This is a genomic window from Pseudomonas sp. HLMP (genome assembly GCF_046365545.1).
GTDB lineage: Bacteria > Pseudomonadota > Gammaproteobacteria > Pseudomonadales > Pseudomonadaceae > Aquipseudomonas > Aquipseudomonas guariconensis_B.
Genome location: NZ_JBDLLR010000001.1, coordinates 3946432 through 3968173 on the forward strand (window position 1 = coordinate 3946432; position 21742 = coordinate 3968173).

15 protein-coding genes are annotated in these 21742 nt (G+C 66.7%); 8 read left to right on the forward strand and 7 right to left on the reverse strand.

Going from position 1 to position 21742, the window contains the following annotated elements:
* Positions 1-413: 413 nt before the first annotated feature.
* The 3 genes from ABFA30_RS18230 to ABFA30_RS18240 all read left to right on the forward strand — a co-directional run bounded on the left by ABFA30_RS18230 (position 414) and on the right by ABFA30_RS18240 (position 4000).
* Entirely contained in the window at positions 414-1223 is an 810-nt protein-coding gene (locus tag ABFA30_RS18230) for an inner membrane protein YpjD (RefSeq protein WP_225787272.1), read from the forward strand.
* 9 nt (positions 1224-1232) lie between these two features.
* Positions 1233-2438, forward strand: coding sequence for a transporter associated domain-containing protein (locus ABFA30_RS18235; protein WP_253102013.1), 1206 nt, complete (start codon positions 1233-1235; stop codon positions 2436-2438).
* A 257-nt stretch (positions 2439-2695) separates the two neighbouring features.
* Entirely contained in the window at positions 2696-4000 is a 1305-nt protein-coding gene (locus ABFA30_RS18240; RefSeq protein ID WP_225787270.1) for an MFS transporter, read from the forward strand.
* 82 nt (positions 4001-4082) lie between these two features.
* On the opposite strand, the gene purT is transcribed toward ABFA30_RS18240, so the two are convergent.
* From purT to ABFA30_RS18265, 5 genes are all read right to left on the reverse strand, one after another.
* Positions 4083-5264, reverse strand: coding sequence for a formate-dependent phosphoribosylglycinamide formyltransferase (gene purT / locus ABFA30_RS18245; RefSeq protein WP_368816754.1), 1182 nt, complete (start codon positions 5262-5264; stop codon positions 4083-4085).
* 104 nt (positions 5265-5368) lie between these two features.
* Positions 5369-5836: a VUT family protein gene (locus ABFA30_RS18250; RefSeq protein WP_225787268.1), complete on the reverse strand. Its 468-nt coding sequence runs from the start codon at positions 5834-5836 to the stop codon at positions 5369-5371.
* Between the two features lie 119 nt (positions 5837-5955).
* Positions 5956-6153 carry a DUF1289 domain-containing protein gene (locus ABFA30_RS18255; protein WP_253079916.1) on the reverse strand — a complete coding sequence of 66 codons (198 nt, stop codon included), beginning with the start codon at positions 6151-6153 and terminating at the stop codon, positions 5956-5958.
* A 1-nt stretch (position 6154) separates the two neighbouring features.
* Complete coding sequence (locus ABFA30_RS18260; protein ID WP_225787266.1) at positions 6155-6679, reverse strand: gamma carbonic anhydrase family protein; 525 nt, start codon at positions 6677-6679, stop codon at positions 6155-6157.
* 44 nt (positions 6680-6723) lie between these two features.
* Positions 6724-7323, reverse strand: coding sequence for a CoA pyrophosphatase (locus ABFA30_RS18265; protein ID WP_225787265.1), 600 nt, complete (start codon positions 7321-7323; stop codon positions 6724-6726).
* A gap of 133 nt (positions 7324-7456) precedes the next feature.
* Between ABFA30_RS18265 and ABFA30_RS18270 the strand changes: the two genes are divergently transcribed.
* The 5 genes from ABFA30_RS18270 (at position 7457) to ABFA30_RS18290 (ending at position 17230) form a co-directional block, all read left to right on the forward strand.
* The gene (locus ABFA30_RS18270) at positions 7457-8011 is read left to right on the forward strand and encodes an NUDIX hydrolase (RefSeq protein ID WP_410045770.1); all 555 of its coding nucleotides are present in this window, start codon (positions 7457-7459) and stop codon (positions 8009-8011) included.
* A gap of 19 nt (positions 8012-8030) precedes the next feature.
* Positions 8031-8591, forward strand: a complete 561-nt coding sequence (locus ABFA30_RS18275; protein ID WP_225787263.1) for a murein L,D-transpeptidase family protein — start codon at positions 8031-8033, stop codon at positions 8589-8591.
* A 158-nt stretch (positions 8592-8749) separates the two neighbouring features.
* On the forward strand, positions 8750-10441 hold the full coding sequence (locus ABFA30_RS18280) for a ShlB/FhaC/HecB family hemolysin secretion/activation protein (protein WP_410045771.1): 1692 nt from the start codon (positions 8750-8752) through the stop codon (positions 10439-10441).
* 27 nt (positions 10442-10468) lie between these two features.
* A complete protein-coding gene (locus ABFA30_RS18285; RefSeq protein WP_410045772.1) occupies positions 10469-15007 on the forward strand; it encodes a hemagglutinin repeat-containing protein in 4539 nt (1512 codons plus the stop codon).
* Between the two features lie 171 nt (positions 15008-15178).
* Positions 15179-17230 carry a PhoX family protein gene (locus ABFA30_RS18290; RefSeq protein ID WP_410045773.1) on the forward strand — a complete coding sequence of 684 codons (2052 nt, stop codon included), beginning with the start codon at positions 15179-15181 and terminating at the stop codon, positions 17228-17230.
* Positions 17231-17327: 97 nt separating this feature from the next.
* Here the strand turns inward: ABFA30_RS18290 and ABFA30_RS18295 are convergent, their stop codons facing one another.
* Both ABFA30_RS18295 and purL read right to left on the reverse strand, forming a co-directional pair.
* Positions 17328-17639, reverse strand: a complete 312-nt coding sequence (locus tag ABFA30_RS18295; RefSeq protein WP_225787259.1) for a YqfO family protein — start codon at positions 17637-17639, stop codon at positions 17328-17330.
* 2 nt (positions 17640-17641) lie between these two features.
* Positions 17642-21538 carry a phosphoribosylformylglycinamidine synthase gene (purL, locus tag ABFA30_RS18300; RefSeq protein ID WP_225787258.1) on the reverse strand — a complete coding sequence of 1299 codons (3897 nt, stop codon included), beginning with the start codon at positions 21536-21538 and terminating at the stop codon, positions 17642-17644.
* Positions 21539-21742: the final 204 nt, after the last annotated feature.

Consider the following 21742-nt stretch of genomic DNA (forward strand, 5'->3'; position numbering starts at 1 on the left):
GTGCCGTGCCTCCCATCGCGGCGGGGGCAAGCTGCAAGAAAAAGCAGATCGTGCAGCGTTCTGCTTTTTTAGGAACAGAACATTATTCAATGGGCCGCTTCGCACCCCATCGCCGGCAAGCCCACAGAGTTCTCTGCATGCCACAAGATTGATGAACACCGCCACCTTGTGGGAGCCGGCTTGCCGGCGATGGGCTGCAAAGCAGCCCCAAGACCACTGGACTGGCCGGCATTGGTGCAATGCCCCCTCCCCCACTCCTTCTGCCCTCTGCCCTCTGCGCGGATGGGAGGGCCTTCATCTGTCAAGCTTGCAACTTGTGGCTTGTGGCTGTGGCTCGAAGCCGCCCCCGGTCTTCCTAGGCTGCCGCGTTCTATGCCACACTTCGTTCCTTTAGGGCTTGCCTACCTGGACTTATGCTCTCGTCACCCAGCCTCATCCCCAACCTGCTCGCCGCCGGGCTGTACATCGTCGCCGCCCTCTACCAGGGCAGCCGCCTGGCCCAGGGCAGTCGCGCCGACAAACGGTTGCTCGGCCTGCTCGGCGCACTCGCCGTGGTCGCCCAGAGCGGCGCCCTGTTCTTCCAGCTGATCACCCCGCTGGGCCTGAGCCTCGACTTCTTCAGCGCCGCCAGCCTGATCGCCGCGGCCGTGATCGCACTGACCCTCGTGGCCTGCCTGCGCATCCCGGTCGAGAACCTGCTGGTGCTGCTGTTCCCGCTGGGGGCCATCACCGCCCTGCTGGCCCAGTTCGCCCCCGCGGGCACCGTGCCGCTGATCAACGAGAAACCCGGCATCCTGGCGCATATCCTGTTGTCGATCCTCGCCTATGGCCTGTTCACCATCGCGGTGTTCCAGGCCCTGCTGCTGCTGCTCCAGGACCACCAGCTCAAGCACAAGCACCCATCCGGGCTGATCCGCAACTTCCCGCCCTTGCAAACCATGGAAAGCCTGCTGTTCGGCTTCCTCTGGGCCGGCTGGTGCCTGCTCTCGCTGTCGTTGATCTCCGGTTGGCTGTTCCTCGACAACCTGTTCGCCCAGCACCTGGTGCACAAGACCTCCCTCGCCTGCGTCGCCTGGGTGGTGTTCAGCGTGCTGCTGTGGGGCCGCACCCGCCTCGGCTGGCGCGGGCACAAGGCGATCCGCTGGACGCTTGCCGGTTTCTGCCTGCTGATGCTGGCCTATTTCGGCAGCAAGCTGGTCCGCGAATTCATCCTGCACGTCTGACGGCCGCCCATGGACACCCTGCCGTACGCGCCCTTGCTCGGCACCCTGACCCTGGCACTGCTCTGGTCGGCACTGTTCAGTGCCGTCGACGCGGCACGCCAGCAACTGAACGGCCAGCAGCGGCCCGCTGAAACCAGCGAACCCACCCTGCCCGCCCAGGCCCTGGTGCTCTGCGCCAGCCTGGGCAAGCTGCTGGTGCTGGGCCTGGCCTGCCTGCTGGGCCAGCGCTACGACGGCGAACACGGTTTCTGGCTCGCCGGCCTCGCCGCCGCCCTGACCCTGCTGGTGCTGGCCGAGTACCTGCCGCGGCGCATGGCCCGGCGCAATCCGCAGGCGTTCGTCAGCCTCGGCGCCAGCCTGCTGAAATGGCCCCTGGCTACCCTGCAGCCGCTGGCTTGCCTGCTGGACGGCTGCGCCCGGCTGATCCTGCGGCCGTTCCGCGCACAACCCACTGCCGTGGCCCTGCACCCACAGGAAGACGATCGCTTCGACGAGGACGAACCACTCGAACCACCCCGCCCTGGCCTGCCGGAAGGGCTGCAGGCGCTGGACAAGATCACCGTCAACGACATCCTGGTACCGCGCAACGAAGTGGACGGCATCAACCTGGACGAGCCGATGGAGCGCATCGTCGAGCAACTGATCGTCAGCCGCCATACCCGCCTGCCGGTCTACCACAGCGACATCAACCAGGTCGAAGCCATCCTCAACACCAAGCTGATCAGCCATCTGCTGCCCAGGGCCGAGTTGACCCTGCAAGCGCTGCGGGCCGCCTGCTACGAGCCCTACTTCGTGCCCGAGAGCACGCCGCTGCAACTGCAACTGCTGAACTTCCACAAGCAACAGCGCCGCCTGGGCGTGGTGGTCGACGAATACGGCGAAGTGCTGGGCATCGTCACCCTGGAGGACATCCTCGAGGAGATCGTCGGCGAGTTCGAGGACGAGCAGTCGCTCGACAACCCCCACATCCACCCCCAGCCCGACGGCCGCTACGTGATCGAGGGCACCGCTTCGCTGCGCGAGCTCAATCGCAGCCTGGGCTGGCACCTGCCCTGCGACGGCGGGCCGAAGACACTCAACGGCCTGGTCACCGAGGCCCTGGAAAGCATTCCGGAAAGCGCCGTGTGCCTGAAGATCGGCCGCTATCGCCTGGAAATCCTCGAAACAGAGGACAATTGCGCCAGCAAGGTACTGGTATGGACCGTGACCCGATAGCTATACTCGGGTCACGCTTACCCAGCCCTGCCGTCCCGCCCGCTACCCGCACCCGGCGTCACACGGCCAGTCCGCTCCACTGACACGCCCCGCGGTCCTGCTTCACCACCCCGAACAGCGCCCGCTCCCGATCCTATCCCCTGGGGCCCTCGTCAGCGGGCGAACCACAACAAACGCTCCGGCGTCCGTGTGCCCATGCCTGCCTGGGCAGCGCGCGGCCATGCCCAGGATGCATCCGACTGTCAGGGACCTATGCAATGACAACCAGCAGCACCTATGCCGATTCGACCCCGGCGACGCCCGTCAACTCGCCTGCGCGGGTCGCCACGGCGAGTTTCATCGGCACCGCCATCGAGTTCTACGATTTCTACGTCTACGCCACCGCCGCCGCCCTGGTGATCGGCCCGGTGTTCTTCCCGTCCGGGTCTGGTACCGCGCAGATGCTCGCGGCCTTCCTCACCTTCGGTATCGCCTTCCTCGCCCGGCCGCTGGGCTCGGCCCTGTTCGGCCACTTCGGCGACCGCATCGGACGCAAGTCGACCCTGGTCGCCTCGCTGTTGCTGATGGGTGTCTCCACCACCCTGATCGGGGTGCTGCCGGGCTACGACAGCATCGGCATCTGGGCCCCGATCATCCTCTGCCTGCTGCGCTTCGGCCAGGGCCTGGGGCTGGGCGGCGAATGGGGCGGCGCGGCGCTGCTAGCCACCGAGAACGCCCCGCAGGGCAAGCGCGCCTGGTTCGGCATGTTCCCGCAACTGGGCCCGTCGATTGGCTTCCTGGCCGCCAACGGCCTGTTCCTGACCCTGGCCCTGGTGCTCAGCGACGAGCAGTTCCGCGAGTGGGGCTGGCGCATCCCCTTCCTGCTCAGTGCGGCGCTGGTGATCGTTGGCTTGTACGTGCGCCTGAAGCTCGAGGAAAGCCCGGTGTTCGCCAAGGCCGTGGCGCGCCATGAACGGGTGAAGATGCCGGTGGTCGACCTGTTCGCCAAATACTGGCTGCCGACCCTGCTGGGTGCCGCGGCGATGGTGGTGTGCTACGCGCTGTTCTACATCTCCACGGTATTCTCCCTCAGCTATGGCGTATCGACCCTGGGCTACAGCCGCGAGAGCTTCCTGGGCATGCTGTGCTTCGCGGTGGTCTTCATGGCCCTGGCCACCCCGCTGTCGGCCTGGCTGAGCGACCGCTACGGGCGCAAGCCGGTGCTGATCGTCGGCGGCCTACTGGCCGTGGCCTCGGGCTTTACCATGGAGCCACTGCTGACCTCGGGCTCGACCACTGGCGTGGCGCTGTTCCTGGCCATCGAGCTGTTCCTGATGGGTGTGACCTTCGCGCCGATGGGGGCATTGCTGCCAGAGCTGTTCCCGACCCACGTACGCTACACCGGCGCCTCGGCAGCCTACAACCTGGGCGGCATCGTCGGTGCCTCGGCGGCACCGTTCTTCGCCCAGCAACTGGTGAGCATGGGGGGATTGAGCTGGGTGGGGGGCTATGTGTCGGTGGCGGCGGTGATCAGCCTGATTGCCGTGCTTTGCCTGAAAGAGACACGCAACAGCGAGCTTTGAATTTCCAGCTGCAAGCTTCAAGCGGCAAGTAAAAGCGGGATCGTGCACGACCTGCTTTTTCTTGCCGCTTGCCGCTTTAAGCTTAGAACTCGACCTTGACTGCCTGGGAGGCGCGGGTCGCCTTGGCACGAGCGGCTTCGATCGACTCGTCTCGCGCCAGGCAGACGCCCATGCGGCGCTGGCCGTCGATCTGCGGCTTGCCGAACAGGCGGATGGCAGTGTCCGGTTCGCTCAAGGCGGCGCCGAGGTTGGCGAAGGTGGTCTGCTGGGACTGACCCTGCGGCAGGATCACCGCCGAGGCCGACGGCCCGAACTGGCGCACCACCGGGATCGGCAGGCCGAGGATGGCACGGGCATGCAGGGCGAACTGCGAAAGATCCTGGGAGATCAGGGTCACCAGGCCCGTGTCGTGCGGGCGCGGCGAAACTTCGCTGAACCACACCTGGTCGCCCTTGACGAACAGCTCCACACCGAACAGGCCACGCCCACCCAGGGCATCGGTGACCGCCTTGGCCACCCGTTGCGATTCCGCCAAGGCCTTCGGGTTCATCGCCTGGGGCTGCCAGGATTCCTGGTAGTCGCCCTTCTCCTGGCGATGGCCGACCGGCTCGAGGAACGTGGTGCCGCCCACGTGGCGCACGGTCAGCAGGGTGATCTCATAGTCGAAATCGATGAACCCTTCGATGATCACCCGGCCCCGGCCGGCGCGGCCACCTTCCTGGGCATAGTCCCAGGCCTTTTGCAGGTCGGCTTCGCCGCGCAGCAGGCTCTGGCCCTTGCCCGACGAACTCATCACCGGCTTGACCACGCAGGGGTAGCCCAGGTCGGTGACCGCCCTGGCGTACTCCTCGAAGGTATCGGCGAAGTGATACGGCGAGGTCGGCAAGTCCAGTTCCTCGGCGGCCAGGCGGCGGATGCCTTCGCGGTTCATGGTCAGTTGGGTGGCGCGGGCGGTGGGCACCACGTTGAAGCCCTCGTTCTCCAGCTCGACCAACGTGGCGGTGGCGATAGCCTCGATCTCTGGGACGATGTAGTGCGGCTTCTCGGCTTCGATCACCGCGCGCAGGGCGGCGCCATCGAGCATGTCGATGACATGGCTGCGGTGCGCGACCTGCATGGCCGGGGCGTTGGCGTAGCGGTCCACGGCGATCACCTCGACACCCAAGCGCTGCAGCTCGATCACCACTTCCTTGCCCAGCTCGCCGCAGCCACACAGCAGTACACGGGTCGCGGTGGGCGACAATGGGGTTCCGATACGGGTCATTTCAGGTCCTCGAAGGCGTCGGGGCCGCGCCATGCTGGCTGCCGCCCGCTGAAAAAGGACCGCTATTCTACACTGGCCGGTGAACGCGGGGCTGCTCCTTGCAATCAGCCAACGACAGCCGCACGCCGTGCCCGCCAGGCCATGCCCAGCCACACCACGGTGACTCCGGCGAACTTCGACCCCAGGGCGGTGCCGACCACCGTTGGGGTCAGGGCGCCGATCATGCCGAAGAAGATGAAGGTATCCACCGGGATGCTCAGCGCCGAGCTCAGCCACAGGCGGTCGCGCAGCGGCCGGCGGGTGATGCTGAACACCAGCCAGTCGATCAGTTCGGAGACGAAGAACGCCGTGGCGCTGGCCAGGGCGATGGCCGGCTCGGAGGTGACATAGGACAGCACCAGCGCCACCAGCATGGCCAGCAGCGCACCATGGCCATGGCGGGTCTGCACCATGTCGCGCAGGATGAACACCAGCCCGCCCCAGGCGGACCAGATCACGTCCAGGTGCGGGGCACTGGAAAAGGCGTAGTTGATCAGCACTACGCTGCTGATGTAGGCGATGAGATAGAACATGGGATCACACGTTGGGCAAGCGGCACAGATTACTTGATTTTTGAGTCAACCGCAGCTGTTGGGGCCGCCTCGCGCCCCAGCACTTACCAAGCCCAACGTGTACGCAGATGCCCCACCGTTCACATCCCGATGATCAACCCCGCGGCCACCGCCCGCTCATGACACAGCTTCAGCACCTGGCGCCGCTCCTGGTTGTCCATGCGCCCCCAACGGGTGATCTCCGCCACCGTCCGCTGGCAGCCGACGCAGATGTCCTGCTCGTCCAGGGCGCAGACGCTCACGCAAGGCGAGGCGACGGGGCGTTCGGCATCGCTCATGTCAGTCCTCCTGGGGCGCCAGGTCACGGGCGTAGCGCTCGGCATTGTGCACGTAGTGGGCCGCGCTGGCCTCGAGCATGCGTTTCTGCGCGTCGGTCAGCTCGCGTACCACCTTGCCTGGCGAGCCCATCACCAGCGAGCCATCGGGGATTTCCTTGCCCTCGGGAATCAGCGCATTGGCGCCGATGATGCAGTGCTTGCCGATGCGTGCACCGTTGAGGATCACCGCGTTGATGCCGATGAGGCTGTAGTCGTCGACGCTGCAACCATGGAGCATGGCATTGTGGCCAATGGTCACGCCCTTGCCGATGGTCAGCGGCGAGCCCATGTCAGTGTGCATCACCGTGCCGTCCTGGACATTGCTGCCCTCGCCGATGTCGATCAGCTCGTTGTCGCCGCGCAGCACCGCGCCGAACCAGACACTGGCGTGGGCCTGCAGGCGTACCTTGCCGATCAGCGTGGCAGTGGGGGCGGCCCAACTGGTGGGGTGGGTCTCGACCCGCAGGTCGCCCAGGCGATATTTCATGGTTGGCTCCTCAAGGTTTGCCGGGGTGGCGGGGTGGGCCCCACTCAGTTCTGGATGAAGCGTTCGGGGGGCTGGTGCAGGCTGATACCGGCGTCGTACAGCAGGTTGACCAGCTCGACGATCATGATCGCCGACAATCCCCAGATCTTGTAGTCGCCATAGCGGTAGCTGGGCACGTACCAGCTGCGCCCCTGGTAGTCGATGCGATGGGTATGGTCGCGCGGGTCCTGGCGGAAGAACTCCAGCGGCACACTGAACACCGCGGCGATCTCCGCGTCGTTGGCGCGGTACTCGACGTAGTCCGGGATCAGGCCGACGAATGGCGTCACCTTCAGGCCATGCAACGACACCAGCGGGCTGAGCGGGCCGATCACTTCCACCAGGCCAGGCGGCAGGCCGATTTCCTCCTCGGCTTCGCGCAGCGCGGTGAACACCAGGTCCGGGTCTTCCGGGTCGCGCCGCCCGCCAGGGAAGGCCACTTCGCCGCCATGGGTGGACAGCCCCTTGGCGCGCAGGGTCAGCACCAGTTCGGGCTCTTCGCTGCGGGTGATGGGCAGGAGTACCGCCGCCTCGGGGAAACGGTGGTCCGTCTCCAATGACGCGGGGGTATGGTTGCTCATTCGGCGAAGAAGCTCGTCCAGCATTACACACTCTCGATTCCAAGGCCTGTCTTGCATGATGCACCAAAGCCGCGAAGCACCCAAGCCCCGCCAGATGGCGGCTTGCGGGCGAGCCGCCAGGCGCGCCAAGATATCCCGACCTCAAAGGAATAAAAGCATGAAATTCTGCAGCGCGTGCGGCCACCCGGTCATCCAGCGGATCCCCGAGGGCGACAGCCGCCCGCGGTACGTCTGCGAACACTGCCGGACCATCCATTACCAGAACCCCAACATCGTCGCCGGCGTGCTGCCCACCTGGGGCAGCCAGGTGCTGCTGTGCCGTCGCGCGATCGAGCCGCGCCGTGGTTTCTGGACCCTGCCTGCCGGCTTCATGGAGAATGGCGAGACCCTCGACCAGGCCGCTCGTCGCGAAACCGTGGAGGAGGCCTGCGCCCGAGTCGGGCAGATGAGCCTGTACCAGCTGTTCGACCTGCCGCACATCAACCAGGTGCATGTGTTCTTCCGCGCCGAGCTGGCCGACCTGGACTTCGCCGTGGGCATCGAGAGCCAGGAAGTGCGCCTGTTCGAGGAACACGAGATTCCCTGGGACGCGCTGGCTTTCCGCACCGTCGCTCGCACACTAGAATGCTATTATCGTGACCGCATCGGGCAGCACTACCCCATAGGCCATGAATACCTGCCACCGATGAACGTCTCGTCGTCCACCACCTAGCTTTCAGGGATAAGGTTTCATGCGCTGGTTGTTCGCCCTCTTCTGCCTCTGCGTTGTATCGGTGTCCCAGGCGGCCTTCACCGAAACCATCATCCGCAAGCCCCTGCCCGCTACGCAGCCACCGTCCCACTCCCCGGCCCAGGTTCCCACCCAGCCATTGATCGACAAGGTGCTGGTGCTCAAGTCCGAACGCCGCCTGCAATTGATCAGCCGCGGCGAGCCGCTCAAGACCTACCGCATCTCCCTGGGCAAGCAACCCAAGGGGGCCAAGGAGCGCGAGGGCGACAAGAAGACTCCCGAAGGCCTCTACTGGCTCGACTGGCGCAAGGTCAGCGACCGCTTCAACCTGGCCATGCACATCTCCTACCCGAACATCAGGGATGCCGCCCGTGCCCGCCGCGAAGGCGTCAACCCGGGCAGCATGATCATGATCCACGGCACGCCGATCGACGAGGAATACCCGGAGTGGTACTTCCATACCCTGGACTGGACCGAAGGCTGCATCGCCATGCGCAATGACGACATGCGCGAAGTCTGGAGCATGGTCAAGGACGGCACCCTGATCGAGATCCGTCCCTGAAAGCGTACGATCCAGGATATTTCCTCAGAATTTCCCGACACTAATTCCGCATCTGCCTGACACGCAGGTGGGCACGGGCTCGCATCCAGACGACCAGTCGCATTCTTAGAATCCTCGCAAACGAGTACTGAACCGTACGCACTTTGCAGATTTCTTCCATGCCGACCGCCTCGCTCCGCTTCCACACCGCCAGGTGGCTGCTGGCTGGCCTGTTGTCCGGTCTCCTGGCCATGCCCCAGGCCCTGGCCGACGACCCGGCCAGCCAGCAACTGCGCGAACAACAGCGCACGCTCCAGCAACTGGAGCACCAGCAGCGGCTGCAGCGCTGGCAGCAACGCGAGCGCCCCAGTGCCACGCCGACGCCTTCCTCCTCCCCCCATGAGCCGGACACCCACTGCTGGCCTGCCCCAGGCGTACGCCTGGCTGGCAACCAGTCGCTCTCCACCCCAGCGCTGGAGCGAACCCTGCGGCCACTGCTGCGTCCCTGCATGGGCGTGGCTGACATCAACCGGCTGCTGAAGGCCATCACCGAGCGTTACGTGCAGGCCGGCTATCCGACCAGCCGTCCCTACCTGGCCCGGCAACCCGAACCGGGGGAGCCGCTGGAGATCGTCATCGTCGAAGGCTTCGTCGAGTCGATCGAACTGGCTGGCGCCGACCTGCCGCTGTCCCTGCAGGGCGCCTTCCCCGACCTGCTCGGCCATCCCTTGTACCTGCCGGACCTGGAACAAGGGCTCGACCAGCTCAATCGGCTGCGCGCCTATGACGTCGTCGCCGACCTGTCGCCAGGCGAGCTGCAAGGGGGCACCCAGGTGCTGCTCGGAGCGCGCCAGGTCAGCTCGCGCTGGCACCTGGACGGGCGCCTCGACAACCGCGGCAGCGAGCTGACCGGCCGTCATCGCCTGAACCTGAGCCTCGGCCTGGACAGCCCGCTGAACCTCAACGACGACCTGCGCCTGTCGCTGGTCTCGACGCTCTTCGGTGCCCCCGGCGAAAGCCGAGGCGCCAGTCTCTACTACAGCCTTCCCTACGGCCCCTGGACCTTCGCCCTGAACGCCAGCGAGATCGCCTATCGCTCGCCCATCCCCCACGGGCGCCAGGTCAGCAGCGGCAACAGCCGCTTCCTGGGCATGAGCGCCGAGCGCGTGCTCTGGCGCAACCCGCAGGGCATGCTAAGCGCCAGCGCCCGCCTGGACCACAAGCGCCTGGTCAACCGCATAACAGGCGTGGTCGCGGGCGTGCAGAGCCCTACCCTCACCACCCTAGAGACAGGCATCAACCTACTCTGGCTCGATGGCGGCCTGTGGAACGCCTACCTGGGCATCGCCCAGGGGCTGGACGGGTTCGGCGCCGACCGCAAAGCCCAAGGGACGCTCGCCCCAGCGCCGCAATTTCGCAAGTACCGCGCCAGCCTGCTGCACCTGCGCCAAGGTCCGGCACAACGGCCCTGGCGCTGGCAAAGCGAACTCAACCTGCAATACAGCCGCGATGTCCTGTTCGCTGTCGAACAGCAGTTGCTCAGCGACGACTCTGCCGTGCGCGGCTTTCGCCAATACACCGTCGCCGGTGCCAGCACTGGCGTCTGGCGCAACACCCTCAGCCAGCCCCTGCCCCTGTCGCTGCCCTACGGCCTGGAGGTCCGCCCGGTCGTCGGCCTGGACCTGGGCTGGGCCCGCCTCTTCCATGGCCAGCCCTCCCAACGCCTGGCAGGTGCCGCCGGGGGCGTGGAGCTCAGCATGCCGGGCTCGCGGCTGCGCCTGGACTACCAGCATGCGCTCTACGCCAGCGACCTCCCCCGCCGACGCCTGGAGCCAGGATTCTGGGTACTGGACTGGACCCTGAACATCTGATTCACCCACAACAAAGAGAACGAAGACGTGAAGAAAGATCCCAAGCAACCGGCACCACGGCCCAATACCTTGCGCTGGGCCATCTCCCTTGCGCTGCTCACCTCCTCCACGGCCCTGGCCCAGGGAGGCCTGCAACCCGCCCCCGGCCCAGGCGGCACGCCCATCATCAACAATGGCCACGGCGTACCGGTGATCGACATCGTCGCCCCCAACCCCCACGGCCTGTCGCACAACCAGTTCCTCGACTACAACGTCGGCAAGCCCGGCGTGGTCTTGAACAACGCCCTGCAAGCGGGCCAGTCGCAACTGGCCGGGGCCCTGGCCGCCAACCCGCAGTTCCAGGGCCAGGCCGCCTCGACCATCCTCAACGAGGTGATCAGCCGCAATGCCTCGCTGATCGAAGGCCCACAGGAAATCTTCGGCCGCCCGGCCGACTACATCCTGGCCAACCCCAACGGCATCACCCTCAACGGCGGTAGCTTCATCAACACCACCCGCGCCGGCTTCCTGGTCGGCACGCCAGTCGTCCAGGAGCAGCAGCTCAAGTACCTCGACACCCTGCAGGCAAGCGGCTCGCTGCAGGTGCTCGGTGGCGGCCAGAGCAACGCCGAAGGCGCCCTGGGGCTGATCGCGCCGCGCATCGACAGCCAGGGCCTGCTCAGCGCCAAGACGGACCTCGACCTGACCGTTGGCCGCAACCGCATCGACGCCGCCAGCGGGCACGTTTTGCGGCACCTGCCCGGCACCCCGTCGAGCATCGATGCCAAGCTGTTCGGCGCGATGCGTGCCGGGCGTATCCGGGTGCTGAGCACCGCCGAAGGCGCCGGCGTGCGCATGGGGCCGATAGAGGTGGCGGCACGCGACGGTATCAGCATCCGTTCGGCCGGTGATCTGCAGATCGACGCCAGCGCCACCCAGGGCGCACGCTTGCACAGCGAGCACGGCGCATTGTCCCTCAGCGCAGCGGATGACCTGCGCCTGCTGGCCGTCGACGGCAAGGCGCAACGGATCGAGGTGAAGGCCGGCAAGAAGCTGACGCTCGATGCCAGTACCCGGGAGAACATCGAACGCGACAATGAAAAATGGAACAAGAAAGCCTGGTTCATCACCACCGAGACCTACGACCGCGAACGCACCGTCACCACACGCACGCGGCACGGCACACACCTGCAGGCCGGCGACGACCTCACACTGCAATCCGGCAGCGACATGCGCCTGGTGGCGGCCACCGTGCAAGCCGGTGGCGACCTTGACGTGGCCAGTGGCGGCAAGCTCGACATCGAGGCCGGTATCGACAGCCGGCGGGAGCAGGAACAGGTACGCCATCGCAAGCACCTGTGGCGCGGCGACCGCGATACCGACGACTACAAGGAGACCGCCAAGGCCAGCGCCCTGGGTGGCGAGCGCGTGACGGTGAAGGCCGGCGATACGCTCAGGGTACGGGGCAGCCGCCTGGAAAGCCGGGGCGAGATGGAACTCTCGGCGCGGCAGGTGGAGGTGACGACTGCCGCCCTGCAGGAAAACGGCAAGCAACGCGATTACCGTGGCGACCTGGTGTCCGGCACCTTCTTCGGCGACCGCAACGGCAACGACCGCCAGGGCCAGGCCGTCGCCGGCAGCGTCGTTGCAGCGGTGGGCGACCTGCATGTCAGCGCCGAGCAGGTCGTCATCAAGGGCAGCAGCGTGACCAGCGAGGGCGATGCCGTGCTCTACAGCGAGAAGGGCCTGCTGGCGATCGAGGCCGACCAGGGCAGTTCCACCTCCAAGGAGCAGCAGAGCGACAGCAAGCTGTTCGGGCTGATCGGCAGCAAGCGCGATCGCAGCGTGCGCGAGGAACAGGTGCTGGTCAGCGACGTGACCGCCAAGAGCAACCTGCGCCTGGCCAGCGCCGCGCAAATGAAGCTTCGCGGCGCCAAGCTCGAAGCTGGCGGGCATCTGCAGCTCGAGGCCAAGGGCGACCTGTCGATCGACAGCGCACAATCGCGCCTGGATGCCGACACCGTCAGCCAGCAACGAGGCTTCACCGCCAACGCCCGGCAGACCCAGGAAGCCCAGGACGGCAAGCCCGATTCGCGGCAGTTCGAAGCCACTGCCGGCTACCAGGTCGCCACGACCACCACCCGCGAAAGCGAAACCACCCAGGTCGCCAGTGAACTCAAGGGCGCCAGCGTGGCGTTGAACAGCGGCGAGCACCTGCAGGTCAACGGCTCCAAGGTCACGGCCAGCGCAGGCGACCTGAGCCTGCAGGGCAAGCAGGTCACCCTCGGGGCCACTCGCAACGAGCGCAACACCCAGACCGACACCCGCACCAGCGGCGCAGGCCTGACTGTCACCGGTGGCATCGACAGGCTCGGTAGCGCCTTCACCGGCGAGCATGTGCAAGACACCCAGCGAGAACGTGACAGCCAGGTGCAACGCAGCGAGCTGCAGGCCAGCGGCGATGTGAAGATCAACGCCACGAACCTTGTCACCGAAGCCGCGAAAGTCGATGCAGGCAAGCAACTGCTGGTGGAAGCCGAGCACATCGACAACCGCGCCGTGCAGGACATCCAGGAGCGCGAACACAATACCGAGCAATGGCGTGGCAGCCTCGGCGCCGACGTGGAATACCGCGACCTGACCCGCCCGATCGAACGCCTGGTACAAGGCCAGGAAGCCGCCCGCTTCCAGCAGGCGTCCCCCGAAGACGCCATGGCACCGCCCAGCGTGGGCGCGCAGATGACCGTCGACCACCTCAAGCGCCTGGAGAACCAGCGCCGGGGGCACGCCCAGGTCAGCGAACTGTCGGGCGCCACGGTCGCCGTCAAGGCCAACACCCTCGATGACCAGGGCACGGCCTGGCGCGCCAAGGGCGGCCAGCTCAAGATCGACGCCGACCGCCATCACGCCAGGGCGGCCGAGAATGTCGAGCAAAGCAGCGTGCAGCGCCTGGCCTACGGTGGCGAACTGCGCGTCGACACCAGCACCGGCCAGGACATCAACGTGCGCGCAGCCGGCAAGGGCGGCTCGCTGGACAAGCAGGCCAGCGCCAGCACCGCGCGTCCCGTCAGCCTCCAGGGGCATACCGGCGTCCAGATACAGCTCGGCAGCGATGGCCGCTACGAAGGCACCACCATCGATGGCGGCAACGGCGATGTATCGATCAATAGCGCCGGACGGCTGAGCCTGACCCAGGCCAACGATCGCAGCAGCGAACAATCGCGGCAACTCGATGGCAATGCCTGGGCCAAGGGCGGCAACCGGCCCACCAGCACCGGCCTGGACGCCCGTGGCTACCTCGACCACGCGCAGCGCCAGAGCCAGGACAGCAAGACCAGGGTCGCGCAGATCGACGCCAAGGGCGATGTCGTCCTGAGCAGTGGCGGCGACATGCTGCTCGAAGGCACGCGCATCGGCAGCCGCGAACGCAAGGTCGACGACATCCGTCTCGACAGTGGGGGCGTGCTGCAGGTCAAGGCCGCCAGCGACGCCCACCAGGCCAGTGGCAGCAAGCTGGGCGGCGGCCTGGAACTGTCCGCCAAGACCGGCAGCAGCAAGGGTGGCGGTATTGGCGGCCACTTCGAGCATGGCAAGCTGGACGAACGTGGCCGCCAGGCCGTCGATGCCCATTTCAATAGCGCAGGCGCCCTGCAAATGAACAGCCGCGCGCGGGAGGACATTGCCCTGCACCTGCAAGGCCTGCAGGCCTCCGCCGCGCAGATCGCCCTGAATGCGGCCAACGGCGGCATACGGATCGAGGCCTCCGGCAACCAGGAGTACCGCAACAACCTGGCGATCACCGCCGGGGCCGGGTTCAACACCTCCAAGGGCGAGACGCCGGACAAGGACGTGCGCGGGCTGCATGGCCGCGTACAGGTTGACCTGGACAAACGCGACAACCAGACCTGGAACGGCAACACGTGGCGGGCAGAGCGGATCAGCCTGCACAGCCGGGGCGACACGCGCATCGAAGGCGCCAGCCTGGAGGCCGGGCAGATCCAGGGCAATATCGGCGGCGATTTGCGGGTGGCCAGCCGCAAGGACCGCGTCGATAACCTGAGCCTCAAGGTCGATGCGCGCCTGAGCAAGGAGAAAAACCCCCAGGGCTACGTCAATGCGGCCAGCGCCGTGGCAGGGCCGGCGGGGGGCAAGGTCAGCGAGAAAGTCGGCCCGACGCTGAGCAAGGCCGAGCCTGGCCTGTCGCCGACCTTCAAGCTCGACCTGTCGCATGAGCAGCGTGACACCGTGGCCCACCAGGCGTCCCTCAGGGGCAGCGAGGGCATCGACCTCAAGGTGGGCGGCGACGCACACCTGGTCGGCGCCCGGTTGCAATCGGCCGGTGGCACTGTCGACCTGGCAGCGGCCTCCGTCAGCCGAGAGACCCTGACCGGTCGCGATTATCGACGGGATGTGTCGGTCGATGCGTCCAACTCACCGGTCGACCTGGGCACCGGCGTGGCCGAAGTGGTCAAGGACAAGGGGGCGGCCGACGGCGAGAATGCCCTGGACCTGGGGCTGTTGCGTACCAGCGGGCATGACCGCCGTGAGCAGTGGTCCTCAAGCGTTCAGGGCAAGGTCGAGCGTTGAGTCGATCTCCATGATTTGGGGGCGTGGGGCTGCAAGGCAGCCCCACGCCACTCGATGGACCGACATCGAGGACCGTCCCGCGCCGAAGCCTCCGTTAACATTTCTGCCAAAAAATCATCATATTGACGCACTAAAGTCGCGTCTTTCTTACTCACAACAAAAGGACACCCGATGAGTCGAGAAACCGGCGACAACCTTGACCGGAACCTGAGCGACAACCCACCGATGGCCAGCGTCATGGACGCCTACCTGAGCCGTCGCAGCGTGATGCGCGGCAGCCTTGGCGCGGCGATCGCCATGATCGCGGGAACCGGCCTGGCCGGCTGCCTCGACGGCATTGCCGCCGCCCGCCAAGATGCGCCGCGCCCGGCCAGTGCGCAGCCCTCGAAATTGAAACTGGGCTTCGAATCCATCGCAGGCTCGCGCACCGATGCCTGCGTCGTCGCTGCCGGCTACAGCGCCTATGTGCTGGCCCCCTGGGGCACGCCGCTGAACAGCAAAGCCAGCCCATGGAAGGCCGACGGCAGCAACACCGCCCTCGACCAGGCCAACGCCACGGGCATGCACCACGACGGCATGCACTTCTTCCCCATCGCTGGCAGCACCGACGACGGCCTGCTGGCGATCAACTTCGAGTACATCGATCCCGCGGCCCTGCACCCGAACGGCCCGACCACCGACGCCAACGGCAAGCGCCCAGCCGAAGAAGTGCGCAAGGAAATCAATGCCCACGGCGTCGGCGTGGTGCGCCTGAGCAAGGTCGACGGCCGCTGGCAGGTGGTCGAGAACGACCCGCTCAACCGCCGCTTCACCACCGCCTCGCGGATGAACATCTCAGGCCCACTGCGCGGCACCGACCACGTCAAGACCCGCTTCTCGCCCGACGGCAGCCAATGCCGCGGGACCAACAACAATTGCGGCAACGGCCATACCCCGTGGGGTACCTACCTGACCTGCGAAGAGAACTGGCCGGGCATCTTCGTCAACAAGGGCGCCCTCCCCGCCGACCAGTCGCGGATCGGCGTGGTGACCTCCAGCGGCCTGTACCAATGGGAAAGCGCTGCTGGCGACAGCAGCGAGGTCGACGGCGAATTCGCCCGCTTCGACGTCACCCCGACCGGCGCCAGCGCCACCGACGACTATCGCAACGAAGCCAGCACCTACGGCTACATCGTCGAGATCGACCCGTACGACAGCAGCACCCTGGCGGTGAAACGTACCGCCCTGGGGCGCTTTCGCCACGAGGGCTGCTGCCCGGGCCTGGCGGTGGCCGGCAAGCCGCTGGTCTGGTACAGCGGCGACGACTCCAACAACGAGTACCTGTACAAGTTCGTCTCCGACGCCCTGTGGGACCCGGCCGACGCCAACCCGGCCGACCGCCTGGCCACCGGCGACAAGTACCTGGACCAAGGCACGCTCTACGTGGCCCGCTTCGATGCCGACGGCCGTGGCAGTTGGCTGCCCCTCGACGTCGAGACCGCCACCACCGACGGCAGCACCCTTGGCGCCCGGTTCGGCGACCTGCCGGGTATCCTCCTCAACACCCGGGGTGCGGCCGATGCCGTGGGCGCAACGCCCATGGACCGGCCGGAATGGACGGCGGTCAACCCGCTCAACGGTGACGTCTACCTGACCCTGACCAACAACAGTGCGCGCACCCCGGCAACGGTAAACGCCGCCAACCCACGCGGCCCGAGCCGTCACGGCCATATCATCCGCTGGCGCGACAGCGACGATCAGCGGGGTTTCACCTGGGATATCTTCGTGTTCGGCGCCAACGCCTCCGGTGCCGCCGAGATCAACCGCTCGGGCCTGACCGAACTGAACCAGTTCGCCAGCCCCGACGGCATGTGTTTCGATAGCCGCGGCGTGTTGTGGTTCGAGACCGACAACAGCGAGCCGAGCGTGGCCGACTACACCAACGACCAGTTGCTGGCAGTGATTCCGTCCGACCTGATGGATGCCGATGGCAGGCAGATCCCGGTCAACGCCCGCAACCAGGTGGACCTGCGCCGCTTCTTCGTCGGCCCGAACGGCTGCGAGGTGACCGGCATCGCCTTCACACCGGACAACAAGACGTTGTTCATCAACATCCAGCACCCGGGCAACTGGCCGTACAGCGACATTGCCACCGATGCCACCCCGGCGGGCACGACAGTGCGCCCACGGGCTTCGACCGTGGTGATCCAGCGTAACGATGGAGGGGAGATCGGGACGGCCTGATGGGCTGTCCTTTCAGGTTTCTGGGGCCGCTTCGCGCCCCATGCCACCTAGCTAACAAACATTCGCGGGCTTGCCCCGCGAATGGCTCCAGCGCGGTCTAGAACTCGGCGAGCCGCCAGACCTCATAGGCCGGCGTCTCGTACGGGTGGCTCGCCTTGAGCGCAGCGACGACCTGGACAACCAGGTCGTCAGCCACCACCAGCTCCACCTTCCACTCGTCCACCTGCTCGACCTGCCCTGCCCGCCCCAGGTACGGCTGGCTGCCGTCCAGAGGCCGGAACTGGCCCTGGCCCAGGGTCTGCCAGGCACAGTGGTCGTAGTCGCCGATGCGCCCGCCACCGGCTGCGAACACAGCGGCCTTGACCACGTCCACATGGCTCGGTGGCACGAAGAAGGCGAGCTTGTACACCGTCAGTTCACCCAGACCCGCGCATTGCGGAACATGCGCATCCAGGCGCCATCTTCCTGCCACTCGTCCGGACGCCAGGAGTTCTGCACGGCGCGGAACACCCGCTCAGGGTGCGGCATCATGATGGTCACGCGACCGTCACGGCTGGTAAGGCCGGTGATACCACGCGGCGAGCCGTTGGGGTTGGCCGGGTAGGCTTCGGTGACCTTGCCGTGGTTGTCGACGTAGCGCAGGGCCACGCAACCGGACAGGTCGGCTTCCAGCAGCGCTTCCTCGCTGGCGAACTCGGCATGGCCCTCGCCGTGGGCGATGGCGATCGGCATGCGCGAACCGGCCATGCCCTGCAGGAAGATCGAATTGGACTTCTGCACCTCGACCATGGCCACGCGCGCCTCGAACTGCTCCGAGCGGTTGCGCACGAAGTGCGGCCAGTACTCGGTGCCCGGGATCAGCTCGTGCAAGTTGGACATCATCTGGCAACCGTTGCACACGCCCAGGGCGAAGCTGTCGTTGCGCTCGAAGAACGCCTGGAAGGCATCGCGGGCGCGGCGGTTGAACAGTGCCGACTTGGCCCAGCCTTCGCCGGCCCCCAGCACGTCGCCGTAGGAGAAACCACCGCAGGCCACCAGGCCCTTGAAGTCGGCGAAGTCGACCCGGCCGGCGAGGATGTCGCTCATGTGCACGTCGATGGCGGCGAAGCCGGCACGGTCGAAGGCTGCGGCCATCTCGACCTGGCCGTTGACGCCCTGCTCGCGCAGGATCGCCACTTGCGGGCGCACGCCCTTCTTGATGTACGGCGCGGCGATATCGTCGTTGACGTCGAAGCCCAGCTTGACCGACAGGCCGGGATTCTCTTCTTCCAGCAGCACGTCGAATTCCTGGTCGGCGCACTCGGCGTTGTCGCGCAGGCGCTGGATCTGGTAACTGGTCTCGGCCCACTGGCGCTGCAGCAGACGGCGCTGGTCGTCGAACAGCACCTCGCCGCCCAGGCTGATGGACACCTCGCCGTTGTTGACCGGCTTGCCGATGACCGCGACGCAGTCTTCCAGGCCGGCGGCGCTGAACTGGGCCAGCACCTCGGGGGTGGCATCCTGGCGCACCTGGATGACCGCCCCGAGTTCCTCGTTGAAGAGGATCGCCGGGACTTCGCCACGCTCGTCGGTCAGCGGGTCCAGGTGCAGGTCGAGGCCGCAGTGGCCGGCGAAGGCCATTTCCAGCACGCTGACCAGCAGGCCGCCGTCGGAGCGGTCGTGGTAGGCCAGCAGGTGGCCGTCGGCATTCAGGCCCTGGATCACCGCGAAGAAGGCCTTGAGGTCTTCGGCGTCGTCGACGTCCGGGGCCTGCTGGCCGAGCTTGCCGTGCACCTGGGCGAGGATCGAGCCGCCCATGCGGTTCTTGCCACGGCCCAGGTCGATCAGGATCAGGTCGGTCTCGCCCTTGTCCATGCGCAGTTGCGGGGTCAGGGTGTCGCGGATGTCGACCACCGGGGCGAAGCCGCTGACGATCAGCGACATCGGCGCGGTGACGCTCTTCTCGACACCGTCCTCGCTCCAGCGGGTCTTCATCGACATGGAGTCCTTGCCGACCGGGATGGTCAGGCCCAGGGCCGGGCACAGCTCCATGCCCACGGCCTTGACGGTGTCGTACAGGCGGGCATCCTCGCCGGGGTGGCCGGCGGCGGACATCCAGTTGGCCGACAGCTTGATGTCGGAGAGTTGTTCGATGCGGGCACCGGCCAGGTTGGTCAGCACCTCGCCGATGGCCATGCGACCCGACGCCGGGGCATCGAGCAGGGCCAGCGGGGTGCGCTCGCCCATGGCCATGGCTTCGCCGGTATAGACGTCGAAGCTGGTGGCGGTGACGGCGCAGTCGGCCACCGGTACCTGCCAGGGGCCGACCATCTGGTCGCGGGCCACCAGGCCGGTGATGGTACGGTCGCCGATGGTGATCAGGAAGCTCTTGCTGGCCACCGCCGGATGATGCAGGACGCGCTCGACGGCGTTGTCCAGGTCCAGCGCGCTCGGGTCGAAGTCATCGCCCAGCTCCGCCTCGCGGGTGACCGAACGGTGCATGCGCGGCGGCTTGCCCAGCAGCACGTCCAGCGGCATGTCCACCGGGGTGTTGCCGAAGTGGCTGTCGGTGACGGTCAGGTGCAACTCCTCGGTGGCCTCGCCGACCACGGCGAACGGGCAGCGCTCGCGCTCGCAGATGGCCTTGAAGCGCTCGAAGTCAGCGGCGCTGACCGCCAGCACGTAGCGCTCCTGGGACTCGTTGCTCCAGATCTCGTGCGGCGCCATGCCCGGCTCGTCGTTGGGCACGTTACGCAGCTCGAAGCGGCCACCGCGGCCACCGTCGTTGACCAGCTCGGGGAAGGCGTTGGAAATACCGCCCGCGCCGACGTCATGGATGAAGGCGATCGGGTTCTGCTCGCCCAGTTGCCAGCAACGGTCGATGACCTCCTGGCAGCGGCGTTCCATTTCCGGGTTCTCGCGCTGCACCGAGGCGAAGTCCAGGTCGGCGGAGCTGGCACCGGTATCGACCGAGGACGCCGCGCCGCCGCCCAGGCCGATCAGCATGGCCGGGCCGCCGAGCACGATCAGCTTGGCACCGACGGTGATCTCGCCCTTCTGCACGTGCTCCTCGCGGATGTTGCCCATGCCACCGGCGAGCATGATCGGCTTGTGGTAGCCACGGACCTCTTCACCACGCGGGGTGTCGATGGCCTGCTCGAAGGTACGGAAGTAGCCGGTCAGTGCCGGACGGCCGAATTCGTTGTTGAACGCGGCACCGCCCAGGGGGCCTTCGACCATGATGTCGAGGGCGTCGACGATGCGGCCCGGCTTGCCGTAATCCTGCTCCCAGGGCTGCTCGAAGCCGGGGATGCGCAGGTTGGACACGGTGAAGCCGGTCAGCCCGGCCTTGGGCTTGGCGCCACGGCCGGTGGCGCCTTCGTCGCGGATCTCGCCGCCGGAGCCGGTGGAGGCGCCGGAGAACGGGGCGATGGCGGTCGGGTGGTTGTGGGTCTCGACCTTCATCAGGATGTGCACCGGCTCCTGCACCGCGCCGTACTGGCGGGTCTCAGGGTTCGGAAAGAAGCGCCCGGCGACGTGGCCGACGATCACCGAGGCGTTGTCCTTGTACGCCGACAGCACGCCTTCGCTGTGCATCTGGTAGGTGTTCTTGATCATGCCGAACAGGCTCTTTTCCTGAGCCTCGCCGTCGATGTCCCAACTGGCGTTGAAGATCTTGTGGCGGCAGTGTTCGGAGTTGGCCTGGGCGAACATCATCAGCTCGATGTCGTTCGGGTTGCGTGCCAGGCCCTGGAAGGCGTTGACCAGGTAGTCGATCTCGTCTTCGGCCAGGGCCAGGCCCAGGTCGATGTTGGCCTGGGCCAGCGCGGCACGGCCGCCACCGAGGATGTCCACGGAGGTCATCGGCCGAGGCTGGGCGTGGCTGAACAGGTCGGCGGCTTCTTCGAGCTTGCCCAGCACGCGCTGGGTCATGCGGTCGTGCAGCTCGGCGGCGATGAGCCCGGCATCGGCCTCGGACAGCTCGCCGGCGACATAGTAGGCGATGCCGCGCTCCAGGCGCTGGATGGCCTGCAGGCCGCAGTTGTGGGCGATGTCGCTGGCCTTGCTGGCCCAGGGCGAGATGGTGCCCAGGCGCGGCACCACCAGGAACAGGCGGCCACTGGGCTCCTGCACCGGTACGCTCGGACCGTACTTGAGCAGACGGCCCAGCACCTGCTGCTGGTCGGCGGTCAGCTCGCCGCTGACGTCGGCGAAGTGGGCGAATTCGGCATACAGGCCGGTAACAGCGGGGACTTTCTGGCTCAGTTGCTCGAGTAGCTTACCGTGGCGAAAGGCAGAAAGGGCAGGAGCGCCGCGCAGGATCAACATCGTCGGGACAGCCTCAGGAAGGGGTGTGCTTAGAGGCCGTGCATTCTAGCCTAAATCCGCGGCTTTCGGCACCCGCCAGAGGGCAATGCTGCCGGGCGGCGGAACCGGACTTCGGGGTCAGGAAAGCGGCACGAAAAGCAGCTTCAAACGGCAAGCTACAAGCCGCAAGAAAAAGCGGGGCAGTGCACGGCTAATGCTGTTCAC